This is a genomic window from Priestia sp. YIM B13489, from assembly GCF_042787645.1.
Taxonomy (GTDB): domain Bacteria; phylum Bacillota; class Bacilli; order Bacillales; family Bacillaceae_H; genus Priestia; species Priestia megaterium.
Genome location: NZ_JBHZOQ010000053.1, coordinates 4274802 through 4288426, shown reverse-complemented (window position 1 = coordinate 4288426; position 13625 = coordinate 4274802). Strand labels below are relative to the sequence as shown.

At 40.3% G+C, this 13625-nt stretch carries 11 protein-coding genes; 7 read left to right on the top strand and 4 right to left on the bottom strand.

The window, feature by feature from the left end:
• Positions 1-175: 175 nt before the first annotated feature.
• The 5 genes from ACFX4W_RS27945 to ACFX4W_RS27925 all read left to right on the top strand — a co-directional run bounded on the left by ACFX4W_RS27945 (position 176) and on the right by ACFX4W_RS27925 (position 5607).
• Entirely contained in the window at positions 176-3490 is a 3315-nt protein-coding gene (locus ACFX4W_RS27945) for an Ig-like domain-containing protein (RefSeq protein ID WP_377560412.1), read from the top strand.
• A 129-nt stretch (positions 3491-3619) separates the two neighbouring features.
• Positions 3620-3844: a hypothetical protein gene (locus ACFX4W_RS27940; protein ID WP_237074588.1), complete on the top strand. Its 225-nt coding sequence runs from the start codon at positions 3620-3622 to the stop codon at positions 3842-3844.
• A gap of 130 nt (positions 3845-3974) precedes the next feature.
• Positions 3975-4817: an aldo/keto reductase gene (locus ACFX4W_RS27935; RefSeq protein WP_280559149.1), complete on the top strand. Its 843-nt coding sequence runs from the start codon at positions 3975-3977 to the stop codon at positions 4815-4817.
• 369 nt (positions 4818-5186) lie between these two features.
• The gene (locus tag ACFX4W_RS27930; RefSeq protein WP_075421395.1) at positions 5187-5354 is read left to right on the top strand and encodes a Fur-regulated basic protein FbpA; all 168 of its coding nucleotides are present in this window, start codon (positions 5187-5189) and stop codon (positions 5352-5354) included.
• Between the two features lie 49 nt (positions 5355-5403).
• Positions 5404-5607: an IDEAL domain-containing protein gene (locus ACFX4W_RS27925; RefSeq protein ID WP_016766443.1), complete on the top strand. Its 204-nt coding sequence runs from the start codon at positions 5404-5406 to the stop codon at positions 5605-5607.
• Positions 5608-6135: 528 nt separating this feature from the next.
• Here the strand turns inward: ACFX4W_RS27925 and ACFX4W_RS27920 are convergent.
• The 4 genes from ACFX4W_RS27920 to ACFX4W_RS27905 form a co-directional block, all read right to left on the bottom strand.
• Entirely contained in the window at positions 6136-7491 is a 1356-nt protein-coding gene (locus ACFX4W_RS27920; protein WP_025749607.1) for an arsenic transporter, read from the bottom strand.
• 431 nt (positions 7492-7922) lie between these two features.
• Entirely contained in the window at positions 7923-9032 is a 1110-nt protein-coding gene (menC, locus tag ACFX4W_RS27915) for an o-succinylbenzoate synthase (RefSeq protein WP_280559150.1), read from the bottom strand.
• Positions 9029-9856, bottom strand: a complete 828-nt coding sequence (locus ACFX4W_RS27910; protein WP_280559151.1) for a GNAT family N-acetyltransferase — start codon at positions 9854-9856, stop codon at positions 9029-9031. The genes menC and ACFX4W_RS27910 overlap by 4 nt, the downstream gene beginning before the upstream one ends.
• 22 nt (positions 9857-9878) lie before the next feature.
• On the bottom strand, positions 9879-10673 hold the full coding sequence (locus ACFX4W_RS27905; RefSeq protein ID WP_237074591.1) for a MurR/RpiR family transcriptional regulator: 795 nt from the start codon (positions 10671-10673) through the stop codon (positions 9879-9881).
• A 189-nt stretch (positions 10674-10862) separates the two neighbouring features.
• Between ACFX4W_RS27905 and ACFX4W_RS27900 the strand changes: the two genes are divergently transcribed.
• Both ACFX4W_RS27900 and ACFX4W_RS27895 read left to right on the top strand, forming a co-directional pair.
• A complete protein-coding gene (locus ACFX4W_RS27900; protein ID WP_236658119.1) occupies positions 10863-12233 on the top strand; it encodes a sigma-54 interaction domain-containing protein in 1371 nt (456 codons plus the stop codon).
• Between the two features lie 73 nt (positions 12234-12306).
• A complete protein-coding gene (locus tag ACFX4W_RS27895; protein WP_237074592.1) occupies positions 12307-13623 on the top strand; it encodes an aspartate aminotransferase family protein in 1317 nt (438 codons plus the stop codon).
• Positions 13624-13625 lie beyond the last annotated feature (2 nt).

The following is a 13625-nucleotide window of genomic DNA, read 5'->3' as shown; positions in this document are numbered from 1 at the left end:
TTTATGTCACACGTTTTTTTTGTCGTTCATATGATATAAAGAAGCGTTTTTTCGACAAAAAAATGGACGAGCAGAAAAGAAAACTAGGTAAAATGCTTTAATTTTTATAAAACTGTGTCGATATAACGAGTGATATTAAAATGCGTTAGACAGTACATGAAAATGGGGGAACAAGATGAGAAAGTTAACGGCATTTGCTTTAGTACTAAGCGTACTGCTGTTTCAATTCACGCCGCTTGCTAGCGTGAAAGCTGAAACGGTAGAACCAGTTGTGTCTGTAAAATTAGTAAACTATTTAGGAGATCATCATGCAATTACAATTAAGCCGTCTTATTTATACACTATTAAAAACTCGGATTTGGTCTTAAAGGCAAATACAGAGTATACGGTAACAGCAACAACTCAAGGTGTCACTCTAAAACAAGGAAGCACTGTATTAGGTGATTTTACAAGCTTTGAAATTACACCGTCTCTTTATAAAAATCCCATATCTATTAACGGCAGACAGTACTTAGGGGACGTTGCGTTTACAAATGAAAAAGGAACGTACGTCAGACCTGTTAATACGCTTCCGATTGAAGACTATTTAAAAGGCGTTGTGCCAAATGAAGTCTATACATCTTGGAATCTGCAAGCCTTAAAAACTCAGGCAGTAGCAGCGAGAACATACGCAATGAGCTATGCAGGAAAAGTAATCAATGACACGGTAAGCTATCAAGTATACGGTGGCTATACGTGGTACGACAGCACAAACAAAGCAGTAGATGAGACATTTGGACAAGTAGTCACATACAACAATAAATTAATCAACGCCGTTTTCTCATCAAGCAACGGTGGGAGAACCGAATCAAACAGCAATGCTTGGGGAGGAACTCAGCTTTCTTATTTCCCGGTGAAAGAAGATCCATACGATAAGCAGACGCCGTGGACGTTAGCTATTCAAAAAACGCAAATTGATTTAACAGGAAAAGATTTAGCTAACTATAGCGCTTGGTGGAATACGGTTTCTGAAAAAGATAAAACCGTTACGGATAATTTGAAGTCATGGTTAGTAGCCAATAAGCATCCTGGTAAAACGATTAAAATTACGTCTATTCCAAAGGTGAGTTTTTATGCTCCTTCATCAGGAGGCCGTGTGACTAAAGGTGCGATTACAGTGGACTACCTCGTTAAAGGAGATGTAGACAGTTCGCAAAAACTAGTGGTTCATCATTTGGAATTAACGGATTTAACATCGACGAAGCTAAAATCGATGTTAAACAGCCGTGCGATGCTTAGTCTGCTTGTAACGGAAACAAATGAAACAAGCATATCAACAACTTTTAATGGCAAAGGAAATGGACACGGTGTTGGAATGAGTCAATACGGTGCTCAAAAAATGGCAAGCGTAGGAAAAGACTATCGTGAAATTTTAGATTTTTATTATCCAACAACTACTCTTTTAAGTTTTTATACAACTAAATATCCGCGAAAAGAGCAGGAGCAAGAACCACCGAAAGATACGGTTGCGCCTGATGCACCTTCAGTTAATGCACTAGGAGACAGCGAAACATCGCTTACGGGCGTGACAGAACCAAATGCTTCTGTTATTGCAAAAGTGGAAAATGAAGTAATTGGAACGGGTCTTGCTGACGAAGCTGGAAAATTTGCAATTACGATTGCCAAGCAGCCAGCAGGTACAAAAGTATCGGTAACGTCTAAAGATGCAGCTGAAAATGAAAGCACGGCCACAGTAGTGACCGTAACGGATCAAACGCCGCCTTCTGTTCCAATTGTAAATGAAGTAAGTGACCAAGATACGACCGTAACAGGCGTAACAGAAGCAAACGCCGCCGTGACGGTAAAAGCAGGCGATGCAACGTTCTCTGCAGTAGCGGATGGTAACGGTACATTTACTGTTTCAATTCCAGTACAAATAGGTGGAACAACAATAGCGGTAAGTGCAAAAGATAAAGCAGGGAACGAAAGTCAAGCGCCTTCTTTTGCGGTTAAATCTACGTTAAAAGCACCGCTTGCACCAAAAGTAAATGCAGTAAGTGATCAAGACACAATGCTTAAAGGAACGGCTGAAGCAAATGCGACGGTCATCGTTAAAAACGGAAGTCTTCAGCTTGCAGCTGGTAAAGCGGATGCTAAAGGAACATACAGCATCTCAATTGCGAAACAAAAAGCAGGAAGCACGCTGTCTGTAACGGCTCAAAATGCAGGTGGAACAAGTTCAGCCACTGCGGTAACCGTACAGGATAAAACGGCACCAGCTGCGCCAAAAGTAAACGCAGTAAGTGATCAAGATACAAAAGTTACAGGTACAGCAGAAGCAAATGCGACGGTTACTGTAAAAGTGGGAACAACAACTGTGGGAACGGCTAAAGCAAGTGCAACCGGAGCGTTTTCTGTTGCCATTTCTCTGCAAAAAGCGAATACAAAGCTAAGCGTACAAGCAAAAGATGCAGCAGGAAATAACAGCTCTGCATCGACTGTAATCATTACAGCAAAGCAAAAAGCTCCGGTAAAACCGACAGTTAATGAAGTGAGTGATCGAAGTACAGCCGTTACGGGTACAGCAGAAGCAAATGCGACGGTTATCATTAAAAACGGAAGTCTTCAGCTTGCAGCTGGTAAAGCGGATGCTAAAGGAACATACAGCATCTCGATTGCAAAACAAAAAGCAGGAAGCAAACTGTCTGTAACGGCTGGAAACACAGCGGGGGTAAGTCCAGCTGTAACCGTAACCGTGCAGGATAAAACAGCACCCGTTACACCAAAAGTAAACGCTGTAAGCAATCAAGATACAGTCGTAACGGGAAGCACAGAAGCGGGCGCAGAAGTGCATGTGAAAATTGACAAAAAAGTAATTGGCAAAGGAAATGCAAAATCGGATGGAACGTTCAGCATCACCATTCCAAAGCAGCCTGCTTCTACAAAATTAGCTGTTATTGCAAAAGATGCAGCCAATAACTACAGCTCCAACACGTTTGTAACAGTCAGTGCCGCGCAGACAAAACCAGCGCTTCCAACCGTTAATACGCTTACTGAAAAAAGTACAGCGGTAACGGGAACAGGAGAAAAAAATGCGTCTATTTATATTAAAGTAGGCGGAAAAATTATAGCGAGCGGAAAAATTGATGGAAACGGCAAGTTCAGCGTGAAAATTCCTGCTCAAAAAGCAGGAACAGAAGTGACGGCCGTGCTGCAAAATAAAGTAGGATACAGCCCGTACAAAATTGTAAAAGTACAAGACACAACGCCGCCGGCACCTCCGGCGGTTGATGCAATTACGTCTTTCTCCACCTCTATCTCCGGAAAAACGGAAGCAAATGCCGTGATTACGATTAAAAGCGGTACAAAGCTGATCGCATCGGGTAAAGCAGATAGCAAAGGGCAGTTTAAAGTCACTATTCCAAAACAAAAAGCAGGCGTAAAGCTGGCTGTGACGGCAAAAGATGCGGCTGGAAATACAAGTTCAGCCACGAACGTAAGTGTTAAATAGAAAGAGGCTGGGACAAAAGTATTTTAGTTAAAGTTAAACACGAACTATCTATCGCAAACTGATGGATAGTTCGTGTTTTTTTATGATTATCGTGAACGTAGGCATCATGTAGGTAAGTGCTTCTAGCGGTTGATTGGAGGGCAAGGCGAAGACTCCTGCGGGAAAAGCAGAAGGGGTGAGACCCCGCAGGAGCGCAAGCGACGAGGAGGCTCAGCGCCCGCCCGCGGAAAGCGAAGCCTTGCACGGAAATCAACCGCGGTGGAAAAAGCAGTCCAGATTATTTATCCGAGTTGTTCATCGTTAGATTGGATTTATTTCGTGATGTCTCAATCTCTTTTAGCGGTTTTTAAGTAAAATAGAAGGTTACTAAAAAGTTACCTTAGAACTTTGAAGTGCCTAACTTACTTTAAAGTGGGTTCTATCTTTTTCTTTTTTTCTGTTTCATAATAACAAATGTAAAGAAATTAGCAGGGGGTTTTTTATAATGAGTAATCATTTGCAAGATACAGTAACACTTCACAACGGAGTCAAAATGCCTTGGCTTGGACTAGGTGTCTTTAAAGTAGAAGAAGGGCCTGAATTAGTAAACGCGGTGAAAACAGCTATCTTCAAAGGCTATCGCAGCATTGATACGGCAGCTATTTATGGAAATGAAGAAGGTGTAGGAGAAGGAATTCGCCAAGGTCTGAAAGAAGCAGGTCTTTCACGCGAAGATATTTTTGTTACATCAAAAGTTTGGAACGCAGATTTAGGCTATGAAGAGACGCTGGCTGCTTACGAAACAAGCTTACAAAAGCTTGGCTTAGAATATTTAGATCTATACTTAATTCACTGGCCGGTAGAAGGTAAGTATAAAGCAGCGTGGAAAGCATTAGAAACGCTTTATAAAGAAGAAAAAGTAAGAGCTGTGGGCGTAAGTAATTTTCAAATTCATCATTTAGAAGACTTAATGAAAGATACAGACGTTAAGCCTGTTATTAACCAAGTGGAGTATCATCCTCGTTTGACGCAAAAAGAGCTGCATGCTTTTTGTCAAAAGCATGATATTCAGCTAGAAGCATGGTCTCCGCTTATGCAAGGAGAATTGCTAGATAACGATGTGTTAAAAGGAATTGCTGAAAAACACGGTAAATCAGTTGCTCAAATTATTCTGCGATGGGATCTGCAAAACGGAGTTGTAACGATTCCAAAATCGACAAAAGAACATCGTATTGTTGAAAATTCATCGTTATTTGATTTTGAATTGGATGCTGAAGACGTAAGTAAAATTAATGAATTAAACCAAAATCACCGAGTAGGTCCAGATCCGGACAACTTTGATTTTTAATAGAAGAACTAACAGGCTGGGAGAAAAGTATTTTAGCCCAAGTGAAAAACGAACCATTGATCAACTAGTTTGATGAGTGGTTCGTTTTTTTTGTTATGGTGACTACAGCTTCATCTGTTTTGTCCCTTCTAGCAGTTGATTGAAGGGCAAGGAGAAGACTTTTGCGGGAAAAGTGGTTCAGCTCATGTATCTCATTTGTTCGTCTTTAGGTTGGATTTATTTAGTTATGTCCCGGCCTCTTTTTATGCATTATTACATAAATTTAACATTTTCTTCACAGTAAGCTAAAGGACGGGCCGTATGATAAAGAAAGGTCGTGAAAGCTAGAGAAATCATTTCATTTTTAAGTGTAAAATAGGCGGTGTAACGATGACAAAACAAGCTTACTCTCACATACAATGTAAAAAAACATCAATGATTGATTTATTGCTGGATGCAGGGGTTTATAAAAAAGGAAACAAGCAGCTATATGAGCTTACGCTTCAAGAGCTAGAAACAGAATACGAAGCTATTTCACAACAGCGCATATCCCCATGAAATTTTGATACATTGCTAGAATTTGTTATAATAGAGGAAAGGATAGGAGTTGATTTATATCGAAAAGCACCCGACAGACTCGCAGCCCATCCGTATGGATATCCTCGATTCTATATTTGCTAAAATGGTATTAAATAAGGCTATCCGAGATTTTAGAAGAGATCAAATTTTACGTGAAGTCGATCAAACATTAGAAGAAAGAAACAAAGAAAAATTTTTTCAATTAATTGAAGAATTAAAATCAATTTCGTAAAGGGCATTCGCGCGATAGAATTTGATTTTATCATTTTAGCATATAAAAACAGGTAAGAAGCGGCATGCTTAGTTACCTGTTTTTTTGTTGTCTTATTGTAAACGAAGGCCCTACATAAGAAATGAACCTTATCACTGAACAGACAAAAAGAGCAAGTCTAATGTACTCACTCTTTTCAGAAAGGTATGGGTGTTACTGAGAAAATGAATGTCACTCTCTAAATGTTGCGTGTGGGGTTTAGAAAGTTCTATGCAACTGCATATTTTCTAATTCATTCGCTCTATGTATTGTTAAAGTAACAATATAACCATATCTTATCACATGAACGAAATTCGATTCAATATATTTATTGATTTTCTTTTTAAATTGTTCTAAATAATTAGTGAATGTAAAAAAATGTTTTTATTGGGTGAATGTGTATCTATAAAAAAACAATAAAAAAACGTAGTGAGTTCTTATGAGAGACATTTGTTTATTTCTGACGGACTGTAAGCTTCAAAAGAGTACAATCCGTCCTGTAAATCAGTATTAAGAAAAAATGAGCTGAACCCAGTAGAATAGGAGGAAAAGCGTAACGATGGTGGTAAGCGGGATAACGATAAGTGATACTTTTAAATAATCTTTCCATTTTACCTTGATATGATTTTCTTTTAAAATATGCATCCAAATAAGAGAAGCCAGTGTTCCAATCGGCAATAAAAGCGAGCCCATATCACTTCCAATAATATTAGCAAGGTAAATAGTTTTAAGAGTAATAGGATCGAGCCCCATTTCAGTCAAGGTAATGGTTCCGACCATTAAAGCAGGGTGATTGTTAAACAAGTTAGAGAGAATGGAAACAAGTCCTCCCATGATAAAGCTTGCTTCAAAAAGCCCTCGATTCACAATTGGTTCGCAAATTTTTACAAGTAGATCTGTCAATCCTACGTTATGCAATCCGTAAATAATAACGTACATTGAAAATGCAAAAACGAAAATGTGCCACGGCGTTTTCTTTAAAATATCAATCGGGTTTGTACGTAAGTGATACCATCTCCAAATAAGTAAGATCAGTGAGCCTAGTACAGCAACCAATTCGATTGGTATGCCGAAATAAGAGGCGACAAATAGGAGACAGCGCATAACAAACACAAATAATAAAACTTTCAGCATAAATTGTGTGCGTTTACGTTTTGTTTCAACAGAAATGCTTCCTTTTAAGGGGTGAAACTGTTTCGTAAAGAAACTCTCTTCTATATCTTTTGAAGCATGCGGCAGTTTTTTTGGCAAATGGCGTTTTACGACCGTATACATGAGCCAAGACATAAATAATAAACCAAGTGTCGCCGGTACAAACATCATCGCCGTGTGCATATAAAGCGACATATGAACAATTTTTAAGGCAATCAAATTGACAATATTACTTACACCTATAGGCGCGCTGGAAGCGGTAGCAATAAGCGCTCCACTTAAAAGGTAGGGGATCTGCTGGTGGGGTTTTAGCTGAAGGTTTTTCAAAAGTAGAATTAAAATTGGAGTGGTAATTAAAATACTGCCGTCATTATTAAATAGTAAAGTCATTAAAAAGCAAAGCAGTTGAATGTACCAATATAATCGGTACCCTGAGCCTTTGGATAAACTCACTAGCCGTGCAGCTGCCCAGTGGAAGAATCCGAAACTTTCTAATATGACGGCCATGACAATGGTGGCAATAATGGTGATAGAAGCGCCGCTTATCTTTCCGAAAATATCAACAATGTCTGATTTGGATACAATCCCTGTAAGCAGGATAATGGCTGCTCCTATGGATGCCGGCCATGCTTCATTGATGCCGTTTGGCCTCCAAAAAATGACGAGCATTGTCATTGTAAACACGAAAATGGCAATTCCAATTTCAATATTCATCAGTATGCTCCTTTCTTCTAAAATTTGTAATGAATATACCCTTGCATGTCCCTTACACTCTATTTATATTCATTTATTACTAGAAGGATTGTGCATAAGACCATTTTTGCTAATATGTTTGTTTATCTTGCCAAGGCACGTGTCATATCGGGAGAGACGCCTATGAAAAAGAGGCTGGGACATAACTAAATCTATCCAATCTAAAGAAAAATCAATTGGATAAAGGAGCTAATAGGCATTGCTTTTTAAAGTGCTGTTGATTTCCATGCCAGCCTTTGCTTTCTGCTTGTCCCGCAGGAGTCTTCGTCTTGTACAGATAGAAGCCGCTATATACATGAAACCTACGCTCACCATATCAATAAAAAAATCCGAACCATTCATCGTTCGGATTTTCCTTCAAATAACATACTTTTGTACCAGCTTGTTTAAGATTAGCAAGTATAGACTTTTTCGTGTAAAGTTAGCGCTTTTATCTGATCGTGATCAGGTTCGTAGCCGATGCCTGGTGTATCAGGCACGGAAATAATACCGTTGTCGACCGTGATTTCCGGATGAACGATATCACGCGGCCAGTATTTAGAGGATGCGGCCGTATCTCCGGGAAGCGTAAAATTGGCAAGTGTGGTAATGGCAATATTATGTGCTCGTCCAATACCTGATTCCAGCATGCCGCCGCACCATACGGGCACACCGTAAGTTTGACAAAGGTCATGAATTTTTTTTGCTTCTGTTAGTCCGCCTACTCGTCCAATTTTAATGTTAATAATTTGTGTGCTTCCAAGTTTAATAGCTTTTCGAACGTCTTCAGCTGAATGAATGCTTTCATCTAAGCAAATGGGCGTGCGCATGCGGACCTGCAGTTCAGCGTGATCAATTAAATCATCATGAGCCAACGGCTGTTCAATCATCATTAAATCAAACTCATCAAGCTGAGCAAGGTGATCAGCATCTGTAAGCGTATAAGCAGAATTCGCATCAACCATCAGCGGAATAGAAGGAAACTCGTTTCGAACCGCGCGCGTCAAGTTAAGATCCCAGCTTGGCTTAATTTTAATTTTGATCCGCTTATATCCTTCATTCAAGCCTGCTTCAATTTTGCGAAGCGTTTCGTCAATCGTAGGCTGAATGCCAACGCTAAGACCAACTTCAATTTGACTTTTACTGCCTCCTAGCGCTTTAGATAGAGAGAGGTTTTGCCTGCGCGCATACAAATCCCAAACTGCGCCTTCTAACGCCGCTTTTGCCATGTAATTGCCTCGAATATGAGCAAAGCGTTCAGATACTTCGTCAGGGTGCTTAATTTCTTTCTGTTGAAGCAAGGGAATTAAAAAATCCTCCATAATGTGCCAGTTTGTTTTGAGCGTTTCTTCTTTATAAAAAGGATCCGCGCACGCTACGGATTCAGCCCAGCCGGATCGTCCGTCTTCGTCTTGAATTTCTACTAAAATAAAATCTCGATCCACTTCTTTTCCAAGGCTTGTGGTAAACGGATGAAGTAAATCCATTTTTAAATGCCGTAAAATGACGTCTTTTATCTTCATTTTTGTACCTCTTTTTTCGTTAAAATATAAAAATGAACGGGTGCGCTGCTTTCTGGATACTTCATGAAGTCTGTTACTTGGAATCCTTTTGCAAAACACGTTTGAAATACGCGTCTTGTACGCATACGCCAGTCTAATGCTAGAGAAGGAGAGACTTCTTTCATTTGCTGAAACGCAGATGGAATAGCTACAGACACGATGTCATGATTCAACCATCTTTCATCAATATCTGTAACAGAAGGAAACCCTTGATCCGTTAACGTCCATTGAATGAGCGATGCGTCCATTATTTGATCTGGCGTATAAAGAGGCTGGGCTCGTTTTGTATCTTCTGCGGATGCCCATTCCACAACGAATCGATCAGAAGGCAAGTCAGCATTTAACGGATCGTTCATGTCTCCGTAGCAGTTTTCAATATAGGTAGAACAAACGGCTCCAAGCTTTCCAATATTTAAATACCCGTTGGCGCTTTCTAGAGGATCATACGTCCAGCTGATATATGAATAACCCTTTTTTTTACTTTCTTGTCTCTGCGCATGCTTAAGCTTGGCACCGATACCCATGCTGCGATAGGCAGGGTCAACTGCTAATATATGAGAACATAAATAGACACACGTTCCGTCAAACCCGGGAAAACTATATTGAAAGCCAATCAGCTTTTCATCTAGAAATGCACCAAGAACAAGACCTCCGTTTTTAACAGCGGTTAAGGTTTGATGAACGGGCGTTGCTTCTTCTTCTCCCCAGACGCGGCTTTCTAATGCACGTACGTCTTCTAGTTCAGTGGTTGTTGTAAGTGAACGAATCGTTAAGGCTTCAGTCATTTGTTTACTTCCTTTCTATTATCTATTCTAAAAAGATGCCTTGCTCGGCATAGAGTTTTTCCAAGTGTTCTTGTCGTTTTCCAGCCGTTTTTTCATCTCTTTTTTGCATGCTGCTAATGACAATTTGAGATAGGGCAAGAAGCGATAAAATATGTTCGGTTGTTCCGGCTAAAAGCGTGATATCAGCGATTTGACCTACCGGAGACAGACGGCGGTCTGTAATGGCAATTACTTTCGCTCCTTGTTTTTTAGCCTGCTGGGCTACTTCAAGCGCTTCTTTTGTATACCGCGGCAGTGAAAATACAACAACAGCAGATTCACTAGTAAGATTGCATAGCGTTTCAAGCAAAAATCCTGTTGGAAAAGATAAAAGAACATGATTGCGAAGCTGATTCATTTTATAATACAGCCAGTAGGCTGCCGTATGAGATTCGCGGAAACCTGCAATATACACTTGATCACTTTTGATAAGCGCATCTACAGCTTGAGATAATTCTTTTTCGTCAATAGGGGAAAGCCATTCACTAAAAGGTTTCTTTTCTTCCGCTGCAGGCTTGCTAGCTGCTTCTTTTGATTCGGCAGAAGAAAGCCATTCTTTTCGCATTAGCTCCTGCAAATCAGAAAAACCATTTAACCCAAGTGCGTAAGCTAGACGAATAACGGTTGTTTCACTGACACCTGCTTCTTTACCAATTTGCCCGGCCGTGTACAGCGAGCCTTTTTCCGTAAAATTAACGAGAAACTCCGCCACTTTTTTTTGACCGCGGGAAAGGTCAGGGAATTTATGTTTAATTAATTCTTGAAATGATGGATTCATATAGCCTCCTATGAAAGAAGTTATAACTTCATAAAAATATATTAATGCATTTTTAACTTCATTTCAATTGCTGTTTCGAAATAAAAAGAAGTCCTCGTGATATAATAAATTGATTATTCAAAAATAAATGCCGTTATTCAAAAACGAATTGTATTTTATTCAAAAATGAATAGAAAGAGGGGAGCATACATGAATTCAGAGTGGAATGAAAATCAGTGGATCCTTCATTCATTAAAAGATGATTTGCTTGTGACCGATGAAAAAGGCATCATTGTCCGAATACATGAAGGAACGGGAAACATTTACGATGTAAAAGCTGAAAAACTGCTGGGAAAGTCTGTTTATGAACTTGAAAAACAAGGGCTGTTTACGCCAATCGTCACGCCAATTGTGCTTGAAACAAAGAAGAAAATTACGCTTGTACAAACAACTAAACAAGGCAAGCAAGTGCTCGTTACGGGCATTCCTGTCAAAGATGAAAAAGGAGAGATTAAAAGAATCGTCAGCTATTCTCATGATGTGACGGAGCTTATGGAAATGAAAACATATCTTGATGCGATGGAAGGCGAAATGCAGCGCGTAAAGAGCGAGCTTATGCTGCTGCGGAACCAAAATCTATCAACAGAAGGAATTGTATGCAACAGCGAAAAGATGCAGCACGTTCTTCGTACGGCTGTTCACGTTTCGAATGTAGACGTAAATATTTTACTTTTAGGGCAGTCAGGAGTAGGAAAAACGCACTTAGCCAAGCTGATACATAACAAAAGTACAAGAAGCAAAGGGCCGTTTATTGAAGTGAACTGCGGAGCGATTCCAGATCATTTATTTGAAGCTGAACTGTTTGGCTACGAAGCGGGTGCTTTTACCGGTGCATCTAAAAATGGAAAGGTGGGACTGGTCGAATTAGCAGATGGAGGTACGCTTTTTCTAGATGAAGTGGGAGAACTGTCACCGGCGCATCAAGTTAAAATTTTAAAGCTCATTCAAGAAAAACAGTTTTATTCCGTTGGAGGAAGAAAGCCTAAAACCGTGGACTTTCGCTTAATTGCAGCGACGAACAAAGATTTAGAAAAAGCCGTTGCTGAAAAAGAGTTTCGAGAAGATTTATATTTTCGTTTAAGCGTCGTACCGATTACCATTCCATCTTTGAACGAGCGCCCTGAAGATATTTTTCCGCTGCTCACACATTTTGCCGAGCAGTTTGAAAAGAAATACAACCGAAAAAGAACATTTGATAATGCGGTTATTCACGCACTGCTTGCACATGAGTGGAAAGGAAACGTACGAGAGTTAATCAATGTGATTGAACACGCTGTGGTTGTGTCTTCGCAAACGCTGATTACAATGGAGCATTTGCCGCATTCTCTGCACAGAAAGAAACGGATTCAGCACGTTGAAGAACACGGGGAAATGAAGCTTAATGATGCGTTAAACGAGCTGGAAAAAGAGATATTAGTAAAAGCAAAAAAACAGTATAAAACGACAACAGAAATAGGGGAAGCACTTGGAATCAGTCAGCCTTCAGTTGTTAGAAAATTAAAAAAACATTCCGTTTTTTAACGTCTTTGGCACGCTCTTTGCATGTAAAACAAGTACAAACACATTACTTGATAGATTGCGAGGAGGAAGTCATATGACGCAGACATCACTTACACAGTTAATGAACAGTCTACCGGATTTACTAGCACCAAGCATGGCGAAAGATCACCCTAATTTACCGGTGGTAAAAGCAGAGGGCTGCTACTACTACGGAGCTGACGGGAAAACATATTTAGATTTTACATCAGGTATTGCAACAGCGAATACAGGTCATCGCCACCCTAAAGTTGTACAAGCGATTAAAGAAAGCGTTGACCATCTTATGCACGGTCCGTCGGGTGTGATTATGTACGAATCTATTTTACAGCTTGCTGAAGAATTAAAAACAGTATTGCCAAGAGGATTGGACTGCTTTTTCTTTGCCAACAGCGGAACTGAAGCAATTGAAGGAGCGTTAAAACTGGCAAAGTACGTTACGCAAAGACCTTATACGGTTTCGTTTACGGGCTGTTTTCACGGCCGTTCTCTCGGAGCGCTTAGTGTGACAACATCAAAAAGCAAATACCGGAAATTTCTTCAGCCATCGGGCTTAACGTATCAAGTGCCTTATGCAGACGCGACTCAGTGTCCAAAAGGAGAAGATCCGGAAATCTACTGCGTGGAAAAGCTGGAAAGAGATTTTGACACTTTGTTTAAGCATCAAGTCACGCCGGAAGAAGTAGCGTGCATGATTGTAGAGCCGGTTCTTGGAGAAGGCGGCTACGTGATCCCTCCGAAAGCGTGGCTGCAAAAAATAAGAGAAGTGTGTGACAGACACGGCATTCTGCTTATTTTTGACGAAGTGCAAACAGGGTTCGGACGTACGGGCGAGTGGTTTGCAGCTCAAACGTTTGATGTAACGCCTGACATTATGGCCATCGCAAAAGGCATCGCATCGGGCTTGCCGCTAAGTGCTACCGTAGCTTCAAAGCAGCTTATGGAAAAGTGGCCGATTGGTACACACGGAACCACTTTTGGAGGCAATCCCATCGCCTGTTCAGCAGCGCTTGCGACGCTGGACGTATTAAAAGAAGAAAAGCTGATTGAAAATTCAAAAGCAATGGGGAAATATGCAGCGGATCAGCTTCAGCATTTAAAGGCGAAGCATGAAGTTATCGGAAGCATTCGTTCAGTAGGACTAATGATTGGAATTGAAATTATTAATCCGAAAACAAAGCAAGGTGACGGAAATCTTCTTCTTGAGATTCTAGACAAATGTTTGGAAAAAGGGGTGCTGTTTTACCTTTGCGGAAATAGCGGAGAAGTGATTCGAATGATTCCTCCTTTAACGATTACAAAAGAAGAAATTGACGCAGGGCTTCGCGTGCTACACGAAGCACTGACAGAAATCACAAGTCTTCACGTGATCTAAAG